Genomic DNA, 23,025 nt, shown 5'->3' on the forward strand with positions numbered 1-23,025 from the left:
TTTGTTAGGTCATGCGAGCTCCTAAATAATCCCATGCGGCAGGTGGGGCAAAACTTCCCGGCCGATCGACGCGTTCATGCCTCGTACCGGCAGCCTACTCATAGACTATTGCGTTGTGGTGAAAGTCACAGCACCAAGGACATGAATGTACACTTGTGCACTGAAATTTTTATTCAAGCCTCTTTTGAGGCTTGTTCGGGTGCCTAAGACTGCCGCACTTTCGCTTTTCACGCCAGTCGCAGATGGTCGAAAAACCGTCACTACTGGACCCAGCGCTGCAGAATCTGTTGTAGGTCATTGCGTTTGAACGGCTTCGCCAGGTAATCGTTCATGCCCGCCGCAAGACAGGTTTCACGGTCGCCCTGCAAAGCATTGGCGGTCAGCGCGATGATCGGCACCTCGCCGCGTCCGGGCAGTTGGCGGATCTGCCGGGTCGCCTCGTAACCGTCGATGATCGGCAGCCGGCAGTCCATCAGAATCACTTCGAAAGCATTGCCTTCAGCACTGCGCACCGCTTGCGCGCCATCGGTGGCGACGTTGACGGTAAACCCAAGGCTGCGCAGCATCGCTTCGATGACCGTCTGGTTGACCGGATTGTCCTCCACCAGCAACACATTGCGCCCTTCACCATGCCCATTGCCGTTGCCCGCGCGCGGGGGCGCCAGCTGCGGCAGCGTCTGTTTATATAAGGCCAGCGGGATTTCCAGGGTGAACACCGACCCCAGGCCTTCTTCGCTTTGCGCGCGCAACGTCCCGCCCATGCGTTCGGCCAGGGTGCGGGCGATCGGTAAACCGAGACCGGTGCCGCCATAGCGTCGGGAAATCGAACTGTCGGCCTGCTGGAACGCATTGAACATCAACTCCAGACTTTCCGGGGAGATGCCGATGCCGCTGTCGCGCACCGAGCAGGTGAACCACAGCAACTCGTGGTCCAGCGACTGCCACTGCGCCTCGATGCTGACCCGGCCACGCTCGGTGAACTTCAAGGCATTGCCCACCAGATTGACCAGAATCTGCCGGATCCGCGTCGGATCGCCCTGCACCTGCAAGTCGCGCATGTCCTCGGGGATCCGCAGGTTCAGGTCCAGGCCACGCTGCACCGCGCTGTGCTGGAACGACTGGGCACACGCGCCGATCAGGTCGGCGAGGTTGAATGGAATGTGCTCAAGCTCCAGCTCCGAGCGTTCGATCCGCGAGAAGTCGAGAATGTCATTGATGACTTTCAGCAGGTGTTCGGTGGACTCGGAAGCGAGCGCCGCGTACTCGATCTGCTCCTCGGTCATGTCCGTGGTTTCGAGCAACTGCAACATGCCCAGCACACCGTTCATGGGGGTGCGCAGTTCGTGGCTCATCATCGCCAGAAAATCGGATTTGGCGTTGTTGGCCTTTTCCGCTTCCTCGCGGGTCTGGATCAGTTGCGCCATCGCCTGGTGCTGTTCGCGGCTGGCCTGCTCCAGTGCCTGGGCGAGGTTGTTGATGTGTTGCGACAGCGCGCCCAGTTCGGTGTCATCGACGATCGGCAGCGGGGTCTTGTAGTCGCCTTGCTGAATCGCCTTGACCGCGTTGCCGATATCGCGGATCGGCGCCGACAGGCTGCCGGCCAGGCGCCGCGCCAGAACAAACGTGAAGAGCAGGGCGAACAACGCCAGGATCCCGGCCTTGAGCAGAATTTCCTGTTGGCGCTGACTGAAGGCATCGTTGGACAGACCGACGATCACCCGGCCCAGATAGTCCTCGCTGGTCACGTTGTTGCTGGCTTTGGCGTCGTGGAAAAAATCGCTGTTGAGGGCGATCCGTTGCAGGCGCACCGGGGCCTGGAACACCTCGACCTGATGCGGGCGGTTGTGCGCGTCGGCGGCTTGCTCAACGTAGGCGAGAATCCGGTTGGCGCTGTCCTGCACTTCCAGAAAGCGCACGTTCGGTGTGGCCAGGGTCGCTTTGAGCAGGCTTTCCAGCACTTCGTTGTTGCCGGAAATCACTCCGTATTCGGTGGCGGGCGCCAGTTGGTTGGCGATCAGTTGCCCGGTGTGATTGAGCTCCTGCCGTAAATCCTGAATTCGTACGAAGGTAAAGAAACTGATCAGCAGCAGCGTGAGCAGCAAGGCCGGGCCGAGGCTGATCAATTGCGTGCGGGTGTTGATGTCCCAGCGGCGACGCAGATTCATGGGTGGCTTTCTCCTTCAGCCAACTGGCGGGCAACAGACACTTCATCGATTGGCTCGATACCCAGTGAACGAGCGACCTGCGCATTACTTGAAACTTTGAAACGATCGGGGTAGAGCGTGCGCGGCCACGTTGCCGGCGGGCGATCCAGCAATTGGTCGAGGATCGCCAGCCAGTCAGGCTGATCGCTGTAAGTGCTGGCGAGGCTCCCTGCGCGCACGAACGCCGCGTTCGGCCCGACCAGCGCCACCTGCCGGGAGTAACTGCTCAGCAGCAGGTTTTTTGCGGTTTTCGGGTTGTACAGATCGGGATCGTCGAGGCCCAGCAACACATCACTGTTTCTCAGCACGCTTTGCAACGGGCGACTGTCCTGGGTGTTGTCCCAACGCTGGCTGACGATTTGCAGATTCAGCGGTTCTGCGGCGTGGTGCAGCTCCTTGAGCAGAAATTCGCTGTGCTGATCGAACAGCACGCCGACCCGCCGCACCTGCGGCAGAATCCGCCGAATCAGTTGCAGTTGCCGCCCCAACGGCGGGTCGCTCCACAGCAGACTCAAGTGCGGCGGTTGTGCGCCACCCAGGCGTTGCCGCGCTTGCAATCGGCTGATGCGCAACACCAGCGTCGCCGGCCCCTGGGATTCCTGCAGACGCCAGTCGAGGCTGGGCAGGTCGAGCAGAATCATCCGCAGGTTGCTCGGCAACTTGCCCGGCGTCGGCAGGCTGGCCAACGGCTGGAACCGCACGTTGTCAGTGGGGCGTAGCTCGCTTAATGCCTGGACGAAGGCCTGCACGCCAGGGCTTTCTTCGGCGCCGGTCAACAGAATGTCGGCCGCTTGCACCGCCACGCCGTGCAGCCACGCGGTCAAAAACAGACAGACACCGGCCAGCCAGTGGCCAAGGGTTGGCGTCTTGTTCAGCGTGCCGTAGCGCACCCTAGAACTCCAACTCGGCGCTGAAGTACAGCACCCGGCGTTCGTCGTAATTGTTGTCGACGAAAGTGGTCGGTTCGTTGTCGAGCCGCTGTTGCAGCACGCCGGCCAATTGCAGTTGCGCCTTGCCCAGCGGGATGCGTTTGGCGATGCGCGTGTCGACCCGTTCGAAGCGGTAGCCGTTGAGCGCGTTGTCGCCGTAATAGAACAGGGCGCTGTTCCAGCCGTGGCCCCAATCGCGCAGCCAGCCGGCAGAACCGCTGTTGCGCGAGGTGAATTGCTGATCCAGCGGATTGCTCGCCTCGGCATCGACGTAGGCATAGGTCAGGCGCAAGCGATCGATCAGGCTCAGGCGCCAGTCGAGCTGGGTTTCTGTGCCGCGAAAACGCGAGCTGTTGGCGTTGCTGGCGATGTACTGGTTGTTGCGCAGCGGCTCGCTGATCATCCCGGTGATTTCGTCGTAGAACAGCTTCACGTCCACAGCCAGCCCCAGCTCGGCGAAATAGCCGTTGTAGCCCAGTTCGCGCGAGCGCATGTGTTCCTGATCGAGATCACCCGGGCCACGGGTCTTGACGAAGTAGCGCGCCGAAGACTGACCGTAGGCCGAGGGGCGCAGGTTGCTCACCTGATAGCTCCAGTTGACGTTGTTCTCGAACATGTCCGGCGAACGGATCGCCTCCGAGTACACGGCGCGCAGGCCATGGCGCGGGTTGATCAGATAGTTGACGGCGAATCTTGGCGTCAGCGAGCTGCCGATCAGTTGAGTGTTTTCGAACATCGCGCCGCCCTGTAGCAGCCAATGTTCACTGGCGCGCCACTCCAGTTGGCCGAACGCGCGCCAGGTGGTGTCGTCCAGCGTGCCGTTGAAGTAGGTCTCGGAGTCGGCCCGGTCGTAACGATAGTTCATGCCGCTGACCAGTCGCAGGCTGTCGGACAGACTGAGGGTGTCCTGCAATTCGAGGTCGTAGCGCGACTCGCGGGCGCTTTGATCGATGTCGCCGCACAGGGTCTGGCTGGCACCGTTGCGCCATTGATCCAGCACCTGATTGGCCAGGGCCATTTCCTGCGGCGTTCCGGCTTCCGGACCGGGGCCGGTGAAGCGGTTGATGTTGCGCGCCAGGCGTTCGGTGTAGTTCGGGTTGAGTTGCCACAGCTGGGTCAGTTGCGGGCTGAACGACACTTCGGCATCGCAGGCGCGCCACACCTGCTGGCGATCCCAATGCTGGGCCGAGCCTTGTATATAAAGGCTGTGTTCGGGGTTGATGTCGAGATTCCAGCGCACCGAGCCGGCGTAATCCTTGGCGACCACGTCGGAATTGTTCCCGGCAGCGGTAATCCCCGAGAACACCGGACGGTAGGTGTAGGGCCGCTGGTTGCTGCCGTCCTTGGCGTTGACCTGCCAGTCGAGGCTCTGGTTGTCGCTCAGGGTCTGGCTGACGGCGAGACTGAAGCGGTTCAAGCGACGGCTGTCGCGATAATCGGCGCCGGTGCGGTCGCTGTCGAAGCCGTCGTCCTCCTGGCCGGACAGCGACAGGCGCAGATCACCGCCGTTCCAGCCGGTGCCCTGGCTGGCATAGAAGTCGTTGATGCCGCGCTGGCCACGGGTGTACTTCAGGCGCGTGCCGTGGCTGTCTGCCGGGTTGCGGGTGATGATGTTGACCACCGCCATCAGTGCGTTGGCGCCGTAGCTGACGGTGTTCGGCCCACGGAAAACCTCGATGCGCTCGATGTCTTCCATGGCCACCGGAATATCGCTCCAGTCCACCGTGGCCAGGCCTGCGCGGTACACCGAGCGGCCATCGATCAGCACCTGCATGCGCCGCGCTTCGCTGGCATTGGTCCCGTGGTAATTGACCGCCGCCTGATTGCCGCTGATGTTGCCGACCATCATCCCCGGCACCAGGCGCAGCAGTTCGCTGATGTCGCGGGCACCGCTGGCGTTGATCAATTCGCTGTCGAGTACGGTCATGCTCCCCGGCACTTCCGCCGGCGTCTGCTTCAGGCGCGTAGCCGTCAGCACCTGCGGCAGTGCTTCGCTGTCGACGAACAGGTCGTCCGCCTGCAACACCGGGCTGAACAACAGCGCCAGCAGCAACGACGAACGCGAAGGGGGAGAGCCAAGAGACACGACACAGCCTTGATCACAGAGAATTGGCGCGCATGTTAACCGAGGACAGTGACTTTTCCAGTCACGATGCTGGCATTTTCCTCGGCTTTATTGGTCTTCTTCCTACAAGTGTCGGTAATTGACGCGGGGGCTGGCCGCGCTCCGGTCGCCCCGTATAATGCCGGCATCGCCACTGGTATGGATTAACGGATTGCATATGACTGAACAGCGCCCGATTGCGGTCCTGGGAGGCGGAAGTTTTGGTACCGCCGTGGCCAATCTATTGGCCGAGAACGGCCATCAAGTCCGGCAGTGGATGCGTGACCCCGAGCAGGCCGAGGCCATCCGGGTCAACCGCGAGAACCCGCGTTACCTCAAAGGCATCAAGATTCTGCCGGGAGTGACTGCGGTCACTGACCTGCAGGCCACCCTCGATGCCTGCGAGCTGTGCTTCGTCGCGCTGCCGTCGAGCGCGTTGCGCACGGTGCTGGCTGCCCACGCCGAGCGCCTGAGCGGCAAGATGCTGGTCAGCCTGACCAAGGGCATCGAAGCCCACACCTTCAAACTGATGAGCCAGATCCTCGAAGAGATCGCTCCGCAAGCGCGCATTGGCGTGCTGTCCGGGCCGAACCTGGCGCGGGAGATCGCCGAGCACGCGCTGACCGCCACCGTGGTCGCCAGCGAAGACGAAGAGTTGTGCAAACAAGTGCAGGCTGCGCTGCATGGTCGCACCTTCCGCGTTTACGCCAGTGCCGACCGCTTCGGTGTCGAGCTGGGCGGGGCGTTGAAAAACGTCTACGCGATCATCGCCGGCATGGCGGTGGCGCTGGAGATGGGCGAGAACACCAAGAGCATGCTGATCACGCGCGCCCTGGCCGAGATGACCCGTTTTGCGGTGAATCAGGGCGCCAACCCGATGACCTTCCTCGGTCTGGCCGGGGTCGGCGATTTGATCGTGACGTGTTCGTCGCCGAAGAGCCGCAACTATCAGGTCGGGTTTGCCTTGGGTCAGGGCCTGAGCCTCGATGAAGCGGTGTCGCGCCTGGGCGAAGTGGCCGAAGGGGTCAACACCCTGAAGGTGCTCAAGGCCAAGTCCCAGGAGGTTGGCGTGTACATGCCGCTGGTCGCCGGGCTGCATGCGATCCTGTTTGAAGGGCGCACGCTGGAGCAGGTGATCGGTCTACTGATGCGGGCCGAGCCGAAAACCGACGTCGACTTTATTTCCACCAGCGGTTTCAACTGATTCAACAGGAAGCGAGCCATGAACGATCCGAAAACCGAAGCCAAGTACGAATCCATCCTCCTGCGGGTGCTGTGGATGATCGTCTATGTGCTGGTCTGGCAAGTGGCGCAGTTCATCCTCGGCGCGGTGGTGCTGGTGCAACTGATCTATCGTTTGATTTACGGCGCGCCGAGCGCCAGCCTGATGAACTTCGGCGACAGTCTGAGCCAGTTCCTCGCGCAGATCGGCCGCTTCGGCAGCTTTCACAGCGACCAGAAACCCTGGCCGTTCGCCGACTGGCCAACCCCGCGCGCCCCGGAAGGTGAAGCACCGCACGCCGTGCCGCCAGCGCCGCATCCGGCCCGCGATGAGGAGCCCAAGCTATGAAACTCTGGGTGTTGCGTCACGGCGAGGCCGTGCCTTACGGCTCGTGCCCCGACTCCGAGCGGGCGTTGACCGAGCACGGTCGTCAAGAAGCCTTGAAGAGTGCGGCCCGGCTGATCGGCCAGCCGCTGACGGCGATCTACGCCAGCCCTTATCTGCGTGCGCAACAGACTGCGCAGATTGTTCGCGAGGCGCTGGGGTTCGAGCCGGGGATTCGTACCGTCGAGTGGCTGACCCCTGAAACCGATCCGGACAAGGTCACCGATCAACTGGTGTCGGTGAGCAATGTGCTGCTGGTCAGCCATAACCCGTTGGTGGGCAATCTGTTGAGTTATCTGCAGCATGGTGCCGGGTATCCGCCGGAGAAGGTCAGTACCGCTGGCCTTGCCGAGCTGGAAAGCCCTGAATTGCTGATTGGCTCGATGACCCTCAACAGCCTCAAGCACCCGTAACACCATTCCTTTGTAGGAGTGAGCCTGCTCGCGATGAGGCCCTGTCAGCCGAAATGGAGGTTGACTGATACACCGCTATCGCGAGCAGGCTCACTCCTACAGGTTCTTCGTGCGGCCGAAATTATTTGTTCGAATTTTCCAACCAAGCACTTGCTTGGTTGACTACGCTTGCTCCAGACCCAAAAAACAGGAGCGAGTCGCATGTCTGCCGCATTCCGTTTGCCGCTGGACGTGTTCTACGAACGTGAGGCCCGGCACCCGCGCCAACGCTTTCTGGTGCAACCCATTGGTGGCGGACAGGTCGAGACCCTGACCTGGGCCGATGCCGGTCATCAGGCCCGTTGCGCCGCGCATTGGCTGCGCGCCCGGGAATTGCCGCAAGGCAGCCACATCGCGCTGATCTCGAAAAACTGCGCGCACTGGATCATTGCCGATCTGGCGATCTGGATGGCCGGGCACGTCTCGGTGCCGCTGTATCCCAACCTCACCGCCGACTCGGTGAATCAGGTGCTGACGCATTCGGAAAGTGTGCTGGCGTTCATCGGCAAACTCGATGACTGGCCGGGCATGTCCGCCGGGATACCGGCGGACATGCCCACCATCAGCCTGCCGCTGCATCCGCCCGGCGAGTTTGATTTCAGCTGGGACGACTTGCAGAAAAGCTCGCCGATCCGGGACGATCCGCGCCCGGCAGGCGAACAACTGGCAACCATCATCTACACCTCCGGCACCACCGGGTCGCCCAAAGGCGTGATGCACAGCTTTGCCAATCTGGGGTTCGCCACGACTCGCGGCACGCAACTGTTCGGGCTTAACGAGCAAGACCGGCTGCTGTCGTACCTGCCTCTGTGCCATGTCGCTGAACGGATGTTCGTTGAGCTGGCCTCGATCTACACCGGGCAAACCGTGTTTTTTGCCGAAAGCCTCGACACCTTCATCACCGACCTGCAACGGGCACGACCCACCGCGATGTTCGGCGTGCCGCGGATCTGGACCAAATTCCAGATGGGCGTGTACGGCAAGATCCCCGCCAAGCGCCTGGATTTCCTGCTCGGCCTGCCATTCATTGGCAAACGGGTCGGGCACAAGGTGCTGGCCGGACTGGGCCTTGATGCCTTGCGCGTTGCCCTGTCCGGTGCGGCGCCGGTGCCGCAGACCTTGCTCAGTTGGTATCAGAAGCTTGGCCTCGATGTGCTGGAGGTGTATGGCATGACCGAGAGTTGTGGTTACTCGCACATCTGTCTACCAGGCCAGTACAAACAGGGCTGGATCGGCAAGCCGTGCCCGGAGGTCGAGGTGCGCATCGATGAGTCCGGCGAGGTGCTGGTGCGCAGTCAGGCGAACATGCTCGGCTATTTCAAGGAACCGCAGAAAACCGCCGAAACCCTCACCGAGGACGGTTTTCTGCGTACCGGCGACAAGGGCGAACAGGACGCCGAGGGGCGCTTGCGCCTGACCGGGCGGCTCAAGGAAATCTTCAAGACCAGCAAAGGCAAATACGTGGCCCCGGCGCCGATTGAAAACCGTCTGGCAGTGCATTCGCGGATCGAGCAGGTCTGTGTGGTCGGCGATGGTTTGAGTGCGCCGCTGGGCTTGTGCGTGCTCTCCACCGTCAATCAGGACGAGGAGCGGGCCAGTCTGCATTCGAGCCTGGAAAAACTGCTGGAAGAGGTCAACGCCGTGCTCGACAAGCATGAACGGCTGCGGCGGCTGGTGGTGGTCAAGGACAGCTGGGCGGTGGAAAACGGCTTTCTCACGCCGACCTTGAAGATCAAGCGTAATGTCATCGAAGACACCTATGGCGCGCGTTTTGAGGAATGGAGCGCGCGCAGCGAGGCGGTGCTGTGGCAGGATTGACTGACGATCAAAACAACAAAGGAAGCCTGCGATGACATTGTGGCGCACCACTCCAAACATCGAGCAGTTGAACGCAATCCAGAAAAACACCATCGGCGAAGTGCTGGATATCCGTTTCGAGTCTTTTGACGAGGAATCGCTGACGGCGAGCATGGTCATCGACCACCGCACCCACCAGCCTTACGGTCTGCTGCACGGCGGCGCCTCGGTGGTGCTGGCGGAAACCGTCGGTTCGATGGCCAGTTACCTGTGCATCGATGCCAGCAAGTTCTACTGCGTTGGGCTGGAGATCAATGCCAACCATTTGCGCGGTTTGCGCAGCGGGCGGGTGAGCGCAGTGGCCAAACCGATTCACATCGGTCGCACCACGCATGTCTGGGACATCCGTCTGATCAGCGATGAAGGCAAGGCCAGTTGTGTGTCGCGTTTGACCATGGCAGTGGTGCCATTGGGCGAGCAGCCGCCGGCGCGGTGATGATCCATAAGAGCAAAAGATCGCAGGCTGCGCCAGCTCCTACATGGAATCGTATTTCAATGCAGGAGCTGGCGCAGGCGGCGATCTTTTGCTTTTCGCGACATCTCCACCACCCTTTCTGGCAGTTATGGTCATTGCTGCCGATCGTGGTCTTACGGACAATCAACATCACGTTTCCCGTTCATGGATAAGCCCGCATGTCGCAACCGATCTTTTTCGCCCACGCCAACGGGTTTCCCTCGGGCACCTATGGCAAGTTGTTCGCGGCGCTGGCGCCCGAGTACCGGGTTGCGCATCTGGATCAGCATGCCCATGACCCGCGTTTCCCGGCGGACGACAATTGGTACAACCTGGTCGACGAACTGATCCACCATTTGCAGCAGCAGGATCAACCGGTCTGGGGCGTCGGCCATTCGTTTGGTGGCGTGTTGCACCTGCACGCGGCGTTGCGTTGCCCTGAGCTGTATCGCGGCGTGGTGATGCTCGATTCGCCGGTGCTGACTCGCACTGACCAGTGGGTGATCCGCGCGGCGAAGCGCTTCGGGTTCATCGACAGACTGACCCCGGCCGGACGTACGTTGGGGCGACGCGAAGAGTTCGCCGATCTCGACACGGCGCGCAGCTATTTTGCCGGCAAGACCCTGTTCCGCGGTTTCGATCCGGAATGCTTCGATGCCTATCTGCAGCACGGGCTGCATACGGTCGGCGACAAGTTGCGTCTGCGTTTCGATCCGGCCACCGAAATCAGTATCTACCGCGGCGTGCCGCACACCAGTCCGGGCCGCACACGCCAATTGCAGGTGCCGCTGGCCGTGGTGCGTGGCCACAAGAGCCGGGTGGTCATGCGTCATCACAGCCGATTCGTCGGGCGCCTGCCGCAGGGTGAAGCCCTGAGCATGCCTGGCGGGCACATGTTTCCGCTGGAACGTCCGCAAGACACGGCGCGCCTGCTCAAAGAGCTGTTTACGCGCTGGGAGCGCCGCCAACAGAAGGACTGCGCATGAGCCCGATCTTCGAAGAAGTGCGCCTGAGCCTGCCGCATATCGAACTGGCCGCGCATTTGTTCGGGCCCGAGGACGGTCAGCCGGTGATCGCCCTGCATGGCTGGCTCGACAACGCCAACAGCTTTGCGCGCCTGGCGCCCAAGCTCAAAGGCTTGCGCATTATCGCGCTGGACATGGCCGGGCATGGGCATTCCGGGCATCGGCCCAACGGCGCCGGTTATGCGCTGTGGGACTACGCGCACGACGTGTTGCAGGTCGCCGAGCAATTGGGCTGGAAGCGCTTCGGCCTGCTCGGGCATTCGATGGGCGCGATCGTTTCGCTGGTGCTGGCCGGGTCGTTGCCGGAGCGCATCAGCCACCTGGCGTTGATCGACGGGGTGATTCCTCCTACAGACAAAGGCGAAAATGCCGCCGAGCGTATGGGCATGGCCCTGCAAGCGCAGCTGGATTTGCGCGAGAAGCGCAAGCCGGTCTACAACACCCTTGATCGTGCCATCGAAGCGCGGATGAAGGGGCTGGTGGCGGTCAGTCGCGAAGCCGCGGAACTGCTGGCGCAGCGCGGCCTGATGCCGGTGCCCGGCGGTTATACCTGGCGCACCGACAATCGCCTGACACTGCCGTCGCCGTTGCGCCTGACCCAGGAGCAGGCGATGGCCTTCGTTCAGCGTGTCACCTGCCCGGCGCAATTGGTAGTGGCCGTCGACGGCATGCTGGCCAAACATCCGGAGTTGCTGGAGCGTCTACCCTTTAGCCAGGAACAGCTGGCGGGCGGGCATCATTTGCACCTGAACGAGGAGTCCGGTGCCGACCTTGTCGCAGACTGTTTCAATCGCTTCTTCGCCATTCCTTGACTTGCACCGGGCAACTGTCGAGGCTGGGCGGGTTGAAATGGGAGACAAACACGATGGATTTCTATACCGCTGCGCCCCCGACCCGCCAAGCCATGCCGATCCGATGAGCCTGACTATGCGGTCACTCAGTCTGTTGGCGCTGTGCTGTTTCAGTTCCGTTTCGTTCGCCGCCGACGTGCCCGGCAGCCAGGATCTGCAGATCGTGCCGCGTCTGGCCGATGCGCAGATCGTCGATTATCGCCCTCCTGTGGAGCTTGAACGGATCTACCCGCTGGGCTCGATCCGCAAGATCAGCGGCCAGTTGCGCTTTGACGGCCAGGTCACGGCGCGCGGCCAGACCACTTCGGTCACCTACGAGTTGCCGCCTGAGCATTCCGCCACCGAAGCCTTCACCGCCGCCCGCGAAGCCCTGCAAAAGCAGGACGCCGAGTTGCTGTTCTGGTGCCAGGCCCGCGATTGTGGCGAAAGCAGCCTGTGGGCCAATGAAGTGTTCGGCAACTCCAAGCTGTACGGTGCCGACGAGCAACAGGCCTATCTGCTGTTGCGTCTGGCCGCACCAAAGGACAACACCTTGGTGGCGCTCTACAGCATCACCCGCGGCAATCGCAAAGCCTACCTGCATGTCGAACAGTTCGAAGCGGGCGCGCCGCTGGGCGAGTTGCTGCCGACCTCGGCCACGCTGTTGCGACAGCTCAAAAGCACCGGTGAACTGGACTTTCCCAAGCTGACCGGGGATCCGGATGACACCTGGCTACGACTGATTTCCCGTGGCTTGAACCTCGACACCACGCAGCGCGTGACGATTGCCGGACCCAAGGCCGAGGCCTGGCGTCAGGCGCTGATCGGTCAGGGTGTGCGGGCGGCGCGGATGGAGGCGGGCAGTGCCGACGGCCCTGGCCTGCGCATCGATCTGTTGCGGTAGGCTGCATCGGGCGTGCACGCGTGGCGTGTTCGCCTACTCTTTGACCGACTGACTTCTTCGAGACTTTACATGCTCAATAACGATCGGCTGTTGGTGCAAATCCTCCTGCTGGTGCTGTTCGGTGCCAGCCTGTGGGTGATGGCGCCGTTCTGGTCGGCGCTGTTCTGGGGCGCGGTGCTGGCGTTCGCCAGTTGGCCGCTGATGCGTCTGCTGACCCGTTGGCTCAATGGCCGCGAATCACTCGCCGCGGCTATTTTGACCCTGGGCTGGATGTTGCTGGTGGCGGCGCCGCTGGTGTGGCTGGGGTTCAACCTGGCCGATCACGTGCGCGATGCCACGGCGTTCATCAAGGATGTGCAGGTCGATGGTCTGCCGGAGGCGCCGGCCTGGCTCGGCAGCGTGCCATTGGTGGGCGAGCGGCTGGTCGGGGTCTGGAACAGCATCGATCAGCAGGGCGCAGCGCTGATGGTGTCGATCAAGCCGTATCTGGGGCAAGTCGGTAACTGGCTGCTGGCGCGCAGTGCGCAGATTGGCGGCGGGATTCTCGAGCTGACCTTGAGCATTGTCTTCGTGTTCTTTTTCTATCGCGACGGGCCGCGCTTGGCGGCGTTTGTGCACGGTCTGCTGCAGCGCCTGATCGGTGAGCGCGCCGGGTATTACATCGAACTGGTGGCCGGTACGGTGCAGCGGGTGGTCAACGGGGTGATCGGTACGGCGGCGGCGCAGGCGGTTCTGGCGTTGATCGGGTTCCTGATTGCCGGGGTTCCGGGGGCGCTGGTGTTGGGGATCGTGACCTTTCTGTTGAGTCTGATTCCGATGGGGCCACCGTTGGTGTGGATTCCGGCCACGGCCTGGCTGGCGTGGAAGGGCGAGTACGGGATGGCGGTGTTTCTCGGGATTTGGGGGACGTTCATCATCAGTGGCGTGGATAACGTGTTGAAGCCTTATCTGATCAGCCGCGGGGGGAATCTGCCGTTGGTGATTGTGTTGCTTGGGGTGTTTGGCGGGTTGATTGCGTTTGGGTTTATCGGGTTGTTTATCGGGCCTACGTTGTTGGCGGTGGCTTATAGTTTGTTGACGGACTGGAGTAAGAGTCAGGCTCGGGTTTAGGCGTCGCGGCTTTTTTGGGGTTGTGGGCATATCCGTTGCTTCGGGTGCTGCGGCTGGCGGTTTCGCCCTTACGGCGAGTCACTTTTTACAAACGCCTAAAAAGTAACCCAAAACGCTTGCTCCTACGTTCGGCCCGCTCGCTGGGGCTCGGGGTCCCTTCGCTCCGGGATTGATCCGGGCGCAGCGCCTCCGGTTTGCTTCGCTGCACCTCCTCTCGCTGTGTTTGGCTTCGCCAAACGGTCGCTGCGCTCCCACCCCCGGATCAATCCCTCCTCTCAGCCTTCCGATGTCGCCCGTAGGTCAAGATCAAGAGCTTTCGGCGAGCTGACACTCGGCCATTGAGTGGGGCGGCTTCGCCGCGTACGGTGCATACAGTTCAAAATTGTGGGAGCCAGCCTGCTGGCGATGGCGGTCTTACAGCCGACCAATTTCCAACTGAATGCCTTCAATCCCTGTGGGAGCTGGCTTGCCAGCGATGACGGTCTTACAGCCGACCAATTTCCAACTGAATGCCTTCAATCCCTGTGGGAGCTGGCTTGCCAGCGATGGCGGCCTTACAGCCAACCAATCTCTAACTGCCTGTACTCGATCCAATTGTAGGAGTGAGCCTGCTCGCGAAGAGGCCTATCAGGCAAACAGCCTCTCACGGCCACACCCAGATGACCGTTCCCACACCACTGCATGGAAACGATCACTCATCACGACATCAACTCAAGTCGCCACATTCAGGTACTTGCCCACCGGCGCAGCATTGTCCAGCGAGTACTGTTTGCTCAGGTTGGCAATCATCCGGTTCAGCGCTTCGCTGGTGGTCTGGGTGCTGGCGGTCTGTTGTTCGGGGGGATACTCCCGACCTGCTTGTAGCGCCGCTTTCAGTTCGTCGCTGCTCACGCCGCCACTGCTGTCGCTGTCCAGAACCTTGAGCAGTGCGGCGCTGGTGTCGGTGCTGGTTGTCGAGGTGTTGTCGCTGGTCTGCAGGGCGCTGCTCAGTTCAGTCGTGCTGATGCTGCCATCGCCATCAGCGTCCAGTTGGCTGAACAGTTCGTCGCTGGAGGCGTGTTGTGGCGGTGGAGGCGGTGGCGGGGTCAGGCTGGCGGTGAGTTCGTCCTGGCTGACGGTGCCGTCCTTGTTCTTGTCCAGCGTCGAGAAGATTTGGTTGCTGTCGGCACTGCTGCCGGCGCTGGTCAGGCCGTTGCTCAGTTCTTCGCTGCTGATGACGCCGTCGCCATCGGTGTCGAGGGCGCTGATCAGGGCGTCGGCGAGGTCGGTGTTGGGCGCTTGATCCTGCAGTGGCGGTGGGGGCGCCATGGCGCTCATTTCTTCGGCGCTGAGGCCGCCGCTGGCATCGCTGTCCAGGTCGCCGAATTGTTTGCTCAGGTTGACCAGCAGGCCGTCGTCGGACTTCTGCGACAGGGCACTGTTCAGTTCGTCCTGGTCCACCGCGCCGTCGCCGTTGTTGTCGAGTTTGGCGAACAGCTGCTTTTGCAGCTGCTGGCTGCGGGCGTTCTGGGTGGAGGTGCTGCTGGTGCTGGTATAGCTCGTGTAGTTGCTGACGCTACTGATCATGGGCTCACTCCTTGGACTGTAAAACCGGTGGGTGTACCGGCTTGTGCAGACTCAAGGGGCAAGTTGTCCTGGGTATTTTGGCTTTGTACCGGGTGGTACACAGATGCCCCGATCCCCTGTAGGAGCTGCCGAAGGCTACGATCTTTTGCCGTTGCCCTATCCATCACCCAGCAGAATCAAATGATCGCAGCCTCGTTGCACTCGACAGCTCCTGCAAATGGCTTTGATGTTTCTCAGGTGCGCGGCAGGCGGATGATGGCGGTCAGGCCGCCACCGGGGGTTTCTTCCAGGTTCAATTGCCCGCCCAGACGCTGCGCGGCTTCGCGGGCGATGGTCATGCCCAGGCCGACGCCGCCGGAGTTGCGGTTGCGTGAGCCTTCCAGGCGAAAGAACGGTTCGAATACCGCTTCGCGTTTGTCTTCGGCGATGCCCGGGCCGTGGTCGATCACGCGAATCAACAGTTGCTCGCGTTGATCCTGCAGTTCGATGCGCGCCTGTCCGGCGTAGCGCAGGGCGTTGTCCATCAGGTTGTTGATGCACGAGCGCAGCGCCATCGGCTGCACCTGCAGCGGTGCGCAATGGCCGCTGACTTCAACGTCCGCACCTTGATCCTGAGCGTTCTCGCACAACGATTCGACCAGCGCCTGCACATCCATCAACTGCAGGGCTTCGCTGGTGCGTTGTTCGTGCAAATAGGTGAGGGTGGCGTCGAGCATGCCGATCATGTCGTTGAGGTCCTGGCGCATCTGGCCTTGCAGTTTTTCATCGGCGATCTGTTCCAGGCGCAGCTTCAACCGCGACAGTGGGGTGCGCAGGTCGTGGGAGACGGCGCCGAGCATGCGTGCCCGTTGCTGCACCTGTTCGCGAATGCGTTGTTGCATCAGGTTGAAGGTGTGCGCCGCTTGTCGTGCCTCGCGCGGGCCGGACTCGTCCAGCGGCGGGCTGTCGAGGTTTTCGCTGAGGCGTTCGGCGGCGTCGCTCAGGCGCTGGATCGGCCGGCTGAGCAGTTTGGCGCCGTACCACGCAGCAATCATCAGCGAGATGAACTGGAAGGTCAGCGGTACCAGCGGCCCGCCGAACCACGGACGCGGCGGGCGATGGGCGAAACGTGGGTCCGGCGGCGGCCGCTGGCCGTCGACGCCCTCGGTAAACTCCGGCGGGGGTGGCGGTGGGGGCGGGCCGTAGTGGTGAAACCAGGCAAAGGCCAGCAGGTGCGCCAGGACGATCGCCACGAACAGCATGCCAAACAGGCGGCCGAACAGCGTGTCGAAGCGCCCTCGCATCAGCCGATGTCTCGCGCGTCGAACAGGTAACCTTCACCGCGCACGGTTTTGATCAACTGCGGGGCTTTCGGGTCGTCGCCGAGTTTTTGCCGCAGGCGCGACACCAGCAAATCGATGCTGCGGTCGAACGCCTCGATCGAACGGCCACGGGCGGCATCCAGCAGTTGTTCGCGGCTGAGTACGCGGCGCGGGCGTTCGATGAAGACCCAGAGCAGGCGGAATTCGGCGTTGGACAGCGGCACCACCAGGCCATCGTCGGCAATCAATTGGCGCAGCACACTGTTCAGGCGCCAGTTGTCGAAGCGGATGTTGGCGCGCTGTTCGGTGCGGTCATCGCGAACCCGGCGCAGTATGGTCTGGATCCGCGCCACCAGTTCCCGGGGTTCGAACGGTTTGGCCATGTAGTCGTCGGCGCCCAGCTCCAGACCGATAATACGGTCGGTGGGTTCGCAGCGGGCGGTGAGCATCAGGATCGGGATGTCCGATTCGGCGCGCAGCCAGCGGCACAGCGACAGGCCGTCTTCGCCGGGCAGCATCAGGTCGAGCACCACCACGTCGAAATGCTCGGCTTGCATCGCCTGACGCATGGCTGCGCCGTCGGTGACACCGCTGGCGTGGATGTTGAAGCGCGCGAGGTAGTCGATCATCAGCTCGCGAATCGGCACATCGTCATCGACGATCAGCGCACGGATGCTCCAGCGCTTGTCGTCTTTCTGCTCATCAGTCACGGTGGTCTGGGTGTTGTGCATGGGGCTGTTCATCTGCCAGTAGGCCGCCAACCACAAAGATGGGCTGCGAGGTGGTGGTTTCAGCATAGGCGTCCTGCCGTGAGGCGGGAAGTGCTGATGTAAGGACGTGTTGCGGCTGGCGAGGCTAGCGCGGGCGCTTGTTGGCGGCGTGTCGGTTGTGTATCGGCTTCGACACAATAGCAACGAGCGCTATGCTGATCACGTTTGCGGCGACGATTTACCGATCATCGGGTGCCGCGCTGGCGCCGCTTCCGCTACAATGCGCGCCGATTTCGACTTGCCTGAGAGCCCATCCATGTCCGCCTGCCAGACTCCTATCATCGTCGCCCTGGATTTCCCCACCCGTGACGCCGCACTGAAGCTGGCCGACCAGTTGGACCCGAAACTGTGCCGGGTCAAAGTGGGCAAGGAACTGTTCACCAGTTGCGCCGCGGAAATCGTCGGCACCCTGCGTGACAAGGGCTTCGAGGTGTTCCTCGACCTGAAATTCCATGACATTCCCAACACCACCGCGATGGCGGTGAAAGCCGCCGCCGAGATGGGCGTGTGGATGGTCAACGTGCATTGCTCCGGTGGTCTGCGCATGATGGCCGCTTGCCGTGAAGAGCTGGACAAGCGCAGCGGCCCGCAGCCGTTGCTGATTGGCGTGACCGTGCTGACCAGCATGGAACGCGAGGATCTGGCCGGTATCGGTCTGGACATCGAGCCGCAGGAGCAGGTCCTGCGCCTGGCTGCGCTGGCCGAAAAGGCCGGGATGGACGGTCTGGTGTGCTCGGCACTGGAAGCCACTGCACTGAAGTCGGCCCACCCGTCGCTGCAACTGGTGACCCCGGGGATTCGCCCGGCGGGCAGCGCGCAAGATGACCAGCGCCGTATCCTGACGCCGCGTCAGGCGCTGGATGCCGGTTCCGATTACCTGGTGATCGGCCGTCCGATCAGCCAGGCGGCGGATCCGGCCAAGGCACTGGCTTCGGTCGTGGCCGAACTGGCTTAAGCAAACACCGCCAAGCCCTGTAGGAGTGAGCCTGCTCGCGATCGCGGTGTATCAGTGACATTGACTGTTACTGACACACCGCGATCGCGAGCAGGCTCACTCCTACAATTGTTTCGTGGTGGCTTTACACCTTCAGCACCAACTTGCCGAAGTTCTCCCCGCTGAACAGTTTCATCAGCGTTTCCGGAAAGGTCTGCAGACCTTCGACGATGTCTTCCTTGCTCTTGAGCTGCCCCTTGGCCATCCAGCCGGCCATTTCCTGCGCGGCACTGGCGTATTGCGCGGCATAGTCCATCACCACAAAACCTTCCATGCGCGCACGGTTGACCAGCAGCGACAGGTAGTTGGCCGGGCCTTTGACCGCTTCCTTGTTGTTGTACTGGCTGATGGCGCCGCAGATCACCACCCGGGCTTTCGGTGCCAGACGGCTGAGCACAGCGTCGAGAATCTCGCCGCCGACGTTATCGAAGTACACGTCGACGCCTTTCGGGCACTCGCGCTTGAGTCCGGCCAGTACATCTTCGTGCTTGTAGTCGATGGCGCCGTCGAAGCCCAGTTCATCGATCAGGTATTTGCACTTGTCGGCACCACCGGCGATGCCGACGACCCGGCAGCCTTTGATCTTGGCGATTTGCCCGGCAATGCTGCCCACCGCCCCGGCAGCCCCGGACAGCACCACGGTGTCGCCAGCCTTCGGTGTGCCGACGTCGAGCAGCGCGAAGTAAGCGGTCATGCCGGTCATGCCCAGGGCGGACAAATACACCGGCAGCGATGCCAGTTTCGGATCGACCTTGTAGAAACCTCTGGGCTCACCGAGGAAATAATCCTGCACGCCAAGGGCGCCGTTGACGTAGTCGCCGACGGCAAAGCCCGGGTTGTTCGAAGCGATGACCTGGCCGACGCCCAGGGCGCGCATGACTTCACCGATTTCTACCGGCGGGATGTAGGACTTGCCCTCGTTCATCCAGCCGCGCATGGCCGGGTCGAGGGACAGGTATTGGTTTTTCACCAGGATCTGGCCTGCGCCCGGTTCGCCGACCGGGACTTCCTGATAAGTGAAGGTCTCACGGGTCGCTGCCCCCACCGGGCGTTTGGCGAGCAGAAACTGGCGATTGGTCTGGCTGGTCATGGCAGGCACTCGAACTGAATGAAGCCTTGTTGATAGACCCTCGAGGCCAATGCCGCAAGGTTGGCTGATACGGCGAATGCGCGATGATCCAGTGCAGTGATAGTCCCCCGGCAGCTTTTATCACTGCGATGCATGAAGGCATAAACAGCCTTCTGATAGTGCTGCCGTGGGGCGCGCGTCGTTGGCTATGCTGCCATTCTGCAAATCCCTCCTGCATCTCTCCCTTCGAGGACATAACAATGAGAATGACGTTTTCCGGCCAAGTGGTCGTAGTCACCGGAGCGGCCAATGGTATCGGCCGGGCGACCGCCCAGGCATTCGCTGCCGAAGGTTTGAAAGTGGTGGTGGCCGATCTGGACGCGGCAGGGGGCGAAGGCACGGTGGCGCTGATTCGTACAGCCGGTGGCGAAGCGACCTTCGTGCGCTGCAACGTTACTGTCGAAAACGAAGTGAAGAATCTGATGGACGAGGTGATCAATACTTACGGGCGCCTGGACTACGCCTTCAACAATGCCGGGATCGAAATCGAGCAAGGCAAGCTGGCCGACGGCTCGATGGACGAGTTCGACGCGATCATGGGCGTCAACGTCAAAGGCGTGTGGTTGTGCATGAAATATCAGTTGCCGCTGTTGCTCGCTCAGGGCGGCGGGGCGATCGTCAACACCGCGTCGGTGGCGGGCCTTGGTGCGGCGCCGAAGATGAGCATTTATGCGGCGTCGAAACACGCGGTGATCGGCCTGACCAAGTCGGCGGCGATCGAATACGCGAAGAAGAAAATCCGCGTCAACGCCGTGTGCCCGGCGGTGATCGACACCGACATGTTCCGCCGCGCCTACGAGGCCGATCCGAAGAAAGGCGAATTCGCCAACGCGATGCACCCGGTCGGGCGCATCGGCAAGGTCGAGGAAATTGCCAGCGCCGTGCTGTATCTGTGCAGCGATGGCGCGGCGTTTACCACTGGCCATTCGCTGGCGGTGGATGGTGGCGTCACCGCCTTCTGATGGGTTGCCGCAAGACTTGAGAAAGCCCGCCTTGCTGCGGGTTTTCTTGTTGTCGCCCGTCAATTCCGCGAATCCGTTAAACAATGTGTATCAAATAGTTAGAACTGTCGCTTTTGACGGCTTTGTCGCACAGCCTGCAGGCCGTGGCTGTGATTTACTGCCGCCAGCAAAACGGACAGGAGTTTGCGTGCTCATGGAATTGAGAATTGACCGACTGGCAATGGTGCCGGTCGTACAGCAGATTGTTGATGGCATGACCGAGTGGATCTCCCGAAGTGGTGTGGCGCCGAGCACGCGGCTGCCCTCCGTCAGGCAGATTGCGCGCGCCAATCTGCTCAGTCAGTCGTGTGTGGCCGAGGCCTGCGAGCGGTTGGTGGCGCAAGGCATTCTGGCTCCCCGTCAGGGCGCCGGGTTCATGGTGGCCGCCCACGGCGGCGGGTTGGTCGGGATTGACTGCGAGCAAGTGGAGGACGGCTTGAAACTCGGCGAGGGTGGCTTGCCGCAAAGCTGGCGGGAGTCCGATGACTTGAGTTACGCGATCCGTCAGGTGGCCCGTATCGACATGGCCAGTCTGTTCAATTACAGCAGCCCGCTGGGTCTGCCGGCCCTGCGCGAACAGATCGTCAAACGCTTGAGGCTGATCGGCGTCCAGTCCCGAAATGAGCAGGTGCTGACGACCTCCGGTGCCAGCCACGCGCTTGATCTGCTCGTGCGCACGCTGTTCAAGTCCGGGGATTGCGTGGTGGTCGAAACCCCCGGGTACGCGCAACTGTTTGATTTGTTGCGCCTGCACGGGGTGCAGATGCTGGAAGTGCGTCGCACCCCGAGCGGGCCGGACCCCCAGGGCCTCGAAGCGCTGTTGCGACAGTTCCGGCCGGTGGCGATGTTCATCAACAGCCACCACCACAATCCCACCGGCTCCTGCCTGACCCTGGGCGTTGCACAACAGATCCTGCAATTGTGCAACGCCCACGATGTGCGCGTTATCGAAGATGATGTCTACGCTGACCTGCACAATGGTAATGGCACACGCCTGGCGGCACTCGATGAGCGAGTGATCTACATCGGCAGTTTTTCCAAGACCCTGAGCAGCTCGCTACGTGTCGGGTTCGTGTATGCCGAGCCGCCGCTGATAGCGCGTCTGGCGCGGGTCAAGATGATCAGCAGCATGGGCACCTCGAGTTTCAATGAGGCAGTGCTGGCCAGTCTTCTGGCCAATGGTGCGTATCGCAAAATGGTCCAGCGTCAGCGTCAGCGCCTGAACACTGATCGGATTGCCGCGTTGCAGGCGTTGGAAGATGCCGAATGGGAGGTTTTCGGCAAGCCGTGTGGCGGCCTGTTCATCTGGGCCCGGGCACCGCTGAGCGATCCCGCCCGTTTGCATGGGCAGGCGCAATGCAGTGGCGTGCGCCTGTGCGCGCCGGGGGCTTTCAGCCCCAGTGGCGAAGTCGGTGAGTGGCAGCGGATCAATGTCGCCTATGCCTGTGATCCGCGCGCCCGGCAGTTTTTTCGCAGCACTCGCGTGAATCGACCTCAAGCGTTCTGAAAACGACGCGTGCGTAGCTTTTTGCCATTATTCCGACGCCAGAGACTTGTGCTGCTCCATGGCCGTTGCGAATCTTCGGCAACAGACTTTGGCAGGGGACTACGCGCAATGATTTCCGCCGTGCAAGGACGTTTTGCCAACCTCGGTATGGCGAAGAAACTGGGTATCGGGTTCGTGCTGGTGCTGCTGTTGACCGCGCTGGTGGCCGCCATGGGGGTCTGGTCCCTGCAGACCATCAGTCAACGATTCGATGGGCTGAAGCAGATGTCGGCGCTCAACAGTGCACTGCTCAAGGTGCGGCTGTTGGAGCAGGATTATGCGCTGCACAGCAACCCGAAAACCGTCGATGCCTTGCACGAAGGCGTAGACGCTTTGCTGGCTCAGGCGGCGCAGCTCAAGGCGCAATCCCCGGCCAACGTGGCAGTGATGGGCGATGTCGAGCAGGCATTGGGCGCCTATCGCAAGGCTTTCGATGAGTTCGTCTCGCTGACCCAGGCCAAGGATCTGGCGCTGGAAATGGCCAGTTGGTCGGTGTCCAGCGTGGCCAACAACCTGGATGTGCTGCAAGCCGGGCTGGCCGATGACGGCGCGTATACCTTGAAGGACACCGAAGGCAAGGACGGCGCGCAATTCATCGAGCAGGCCAGTCAGGTCAGTCAGGTGTCGCGGCTGATGCTGCAGGCGATGAACGAGGCACGGATTCGTCTGGACCAGAGCCGCAAGGGCGATGCCGACAGCGCCGGCAAGGGCAACATCGAGCAGGCCGCTCAGGCGCAGGCTCAGGCCGAGCAGTTGAAGACTACGGTCAAGGATGAGGGCTACCTGACGGTTCTCAATGAGGTGTCCGGGCACATCGCCGGATTCAACGACAAACTGGCCGAGTACACCGGCCTGCTGGCCCAGGAAAAAACCGTCTACGAACAGTTGCACCAGCGTGCGGCGCAGGTGATGGAGCGCGTGGATCAGGCGTATGGCGCCGAGGATGGCGCGATGCAGGCGGAATTGAAGAAGAACTCGGTGTTGATCATCGGTTCTTCGGCGCTGGCATTGTTGGTCGGGCTGATTGCTGCGTGGGTCATCACTCGATTGATCGTCGCGCCATTGCGCAGCGTGATGCGGGTGGCACAGCAGATTGCGGCCGGGGACTTGAGTGCGAGGATAGAGGTCACCCGGCGTGATGAGATCGGGCAACTGATGCTGGCGATGCAGCAGATGGGCACCGGGCTGAGCACGATCGTCAGCGGTTTGCAGGCGGGGATCGAGCAGTTGGCCAGTTCCGCGC

At 61.8% G+C, this 23,025-nt stretch carries 19 protein-coding genes and 1 pseudogene; 13 read left to right on the forward strand and 7 right to left on the reverse strand.

What is annotated here, in order from left to right; translation table 11 throughout:
• Positions 1–260: 260 nt before the first annotated feature.
• From ACIP8I_RS23900 to ACIP8I_RS23910, 3 genes are read right to left on the reverse strand one after another with little or no spacing between them, the layout of a single operon-like run.
• Entirely contained in the window at positions 261–2,165 is a 1,905-nt protein-coding gene (locus ACIP8I_RS23900; RefSeq protein ID WP_400764381.1) for an ATP-binding protein, read from the reverse strand.
• Positions 2,162–3,094: an ABC transporter substrate-binding protein gene (locus tag ACIP8I_RS23905; protein ID WP_400764382.1), complete on the reverse strand. Its 933-nt coding sequence runs from the start codon at positions 3,092–3,094 to the stop codon at positions 2,162–2,164. Before ACIP8I_RS23905 ends, ACIP8I_RS23900 begins: the two co-directional genes overlap by 4 nt.
• A gap of 1 nt (position 3,095) precedes the next feature.
• Positions 3,096–5,219, reverse strand: a complete 2,124-nt coding sequence (locus ACIP8I_RS23910; protein WP_400764384.1) for a TonB-dependent receptor plug domain-containing protein — start codon at positions 5,217–5,219, stop codon at positions 3,096–3,098.
• Positions 5,220–5,415: 196 nt separating this feature from the next.
• Between ACIP8I_RS23910 and ACIP8I_RS23915 the strand changes: the two genes are divergently transcribed.
• From ACIP8I_RS23915 to ACIP8I_RS23955, 9 genes are all read left to right on the forward strand, one after another.
• Complete coding sequence (locus ACIP8I_RS23915) at positions 5,416–6,441, forward strand: NAD(P)H-dependent glycerol-3-phosphate dehydrogenase (protein ID WP_007968955.1); 1,026 nt, start codon at positions 5,416–5,418, stop codon at positions 6,439–6,441.
• An 18-nt stretch (positions 6,442–6,459) separates the two neighbouring features.
• Complete coding sequence (locus tag ACIP8I_RS23920) at positions 6,460–6,807, forward strand: DUF4389 domain-containing protein (RefSeq protein WP_007968953.1); 348 nt, start codon at positions 6,460–6,462, stop codon at positions 6,805–6,807.
• On the forward strand, positions 6,804–7,256 hold the full coding sequence (gene sixA, locus ACIP8I_RS23925) for a phosphohistidine phosphatase SixA (protein ID WP_400764385.1): 453 nt from the start codon (positions 6,804–6,806) through the stop codon (positions 7,254–7,256). The genes ACIP8I_RS23920 and sixA overlap by 4 nt, the downstream gene beginning before the upstream one ends.
• A 201-nt stretch (positions 7,257–7,457) precedes the next feature.
• Positions 7,458–9,113, forward strand: a complete 1,656-nt coding sequence (locus ACIP8I_RS23930) for an AMP-binding protein (protein ID WP_400764387.1) — start codon at positions 7,458–7,460, stop codon at positions 9,111–9,113.
• Between the two features lie 31 nt (positions 9,114–9,144).
• The gene (locus tag ACIP8I_RS23935; RefSeq protein ID WP_400764388.1) at positions 9,145–9,588 is read left to right on the forward strand and encodes a hotdog fold thioesterase; all 444 of its coding nucleotides are present in this window, start codon (positions 9,145–9,147) and stop codon (positions 9,586–9,588) included.
• A gap of 197 nt (positions 9,589–9,785) precedes the next feature.
• A complete protein-coding gene (locus ACIP8I_RS23940; RefSeq protein WP_400764389.1) occupies positions 9,786–10,592 on the forward strand; it encodes an alpha/beta fold hydrolase in 807 nt (268 codons plus the stop codon).
• Positions 10,589–11,443, forward strand: a complete 855-nt coding sequence (locus ACIP8I_RS23945) for an alpha/beta hydrolase (RefSeq protein ID WP_400764390.1) — start codon at positions 10,589–10,591, stop codon at positions 11,441–11,443. The genes ACIP8I_RS23940 and ACIP8I_RS23945 overlap by 4 nt, the downstream gene beginning before the upstream one ends.
• 115 nt (positions 11,444–11,558) lie before the next feature.
• Positions 11,559–12,365 (forward strand): DUF4892 domain-containing protein, encoded by an 807-nt coding sequence (locus ACIP8I_RS23950; RefSeq protein WP_400764391.1) that lies wholly within the window; start codon positions 11,559–11,561, stop codon positions 12,363–12,365.
• Between the two features lie 69 nt (positions 12,366–12,434).
• On the forward strand, positions 12,435–13,475 hold the full coding sequence (locus ACIP8I_RS23955; RefSeq protein ID WP_400764392.1) for an AI-2E family transporter: 1,041 nt from the start codon (positions 12,435–12,437) through the stop codon (positions 13,473–13,475).
• Positions 13,476–14,186: 711 nt separating this feature from the next.
• On the opposite strand, the gene xopAW is transcribed toward ACIP8I_RS23955, so the two are convergent.
• From xopAW to ACIP8I_RS23970, 3 genes are all read right to left on the reverse strand, one after another.
• The gene (gene xopAW, locus ACIP8I_RS23960; protein WP_400764393.1) at positions 14,187–15,041 is read right to left on the reverse strand and encodes a XopAW family type III secretion system calcium-binding effector; all 855 of its coding nucleotides are present in this window, start codon (positions 15,039–15,041) and stop codon (positions 14,187–14,189) included.
• A 233-nt stretch (positions 15,042–15,274) separates the two neighbouring features.
• Positions 15,275–16,324 carry an ATP-binding protein gene (locus ACIP8I_RS23965; protein ID WP_367085386.1) on the reverse strand — a complete coding sequence of 350 codons (1,050 nt, stop codon included), beginning with the start codon at positions 16,322–16,324 and terminating at the stop codon, positions 15,275–15,277.
• The gene (locus ACIP8I_RS23970) at positions 16,324–17,085 is read right to left on the reverse strand and encodes a response regulator (RefSeq protein ID WP_371260451.1); all 762 of its coding nucleotides are present in this window, start codon (positions 17,083–17,085) and stop codon (positions 16,324–16,326) included. The genes ACIP8I_RS23965 and ACIP8I_RS23970 overlap by 1 nt, the downstream gene beginning before the upstream one ends.
• Positions 17,086–17,368: 283 nt before the next feature.
• Between ACIP8I_RS23970 and pyrF the strand changes: the two genes are divergently transcribed.
• Positions 17,369–18,067, forward strand: a complete 699-nt coding sequence (gene pyrF / locus ACIP8I_RS23975; protein ID WP_262141620.1) for an orotidine-5'-phosphate decarboxylase — start codon at positions 17,369–17,371, stop codon at positions 18,065–18,067.
• Positions 18,068–18,191: 124 nt separating this feature from the next.
• On the opposite strand, the gene ACIP8I_RS23980 is transcribed toward pyrF, so the two are convergent.
• Positions 18,192–19,196 (reverse strand): NADP-dependent oxidoreductase, encoded by a 1,005-nt coding sequence (locus tag ACIP8I_RS23980; protein ID WP_400764394.1) that lies wholly within the window; start codon positions 19,194–19,196, stop codon positions 18,192–18,194.
• A gap of 239 nt (positions 19,197–19,435) precedes the next feature.
• Here ACIP8I_RS23980 and ACIP8I_RS23985 point away from each other — a divergent pair, with 239 nt between their 5' ends.
• The 3 genes and pseudogenes from ACIP8I_RS23985 to ACIP8I_RS23995 all read left to right on the forward strand — a co-directional run.
• Positions 19,436–20,197 carry an SDR family oxidoreductase gene (locus ACIP8I_RS23985; RefSeq protein ID WP_400764395.1) on the forward strand — a complete coding sequence of 254 codons (762 nt, stop codon included), beginning with the start codon at positions 19,436–19,438 and terminating at the stop codon, positions 20,195–20,197.
• 193 nt (positions 20,198–20,390) lie between these two features.
• A complete protein-coding gene (locus tag ACIP8I_RS23990; protein ID WP_400764396.1) occupies positions 20,391–21,743 on the forward strand; it encodes a PLP-dependent aminotransferase family protein in 1,353 nt (450 codons plus the stop codon).
• Between the two features lie 264 nt (positions 21,744–22,007).
• Positions 22,008–22,910: pseudogene (locus ACIP8I_RS23995) on the forward strand (HAMP domain-containing protein); the annotation flags it as partial.
• Positions 22,911–23,025: the final 115 nt, after the last annotated feature.

Source organism: Pseudomonas sp. NPDC088414 (assembly GCF_044753325.1).
GTDB lineage: Bacteria > Pseudomonadota > Gammaproteobacteria > Pseudomonadales > Pseudomonadaceae > Aquipseudomonas.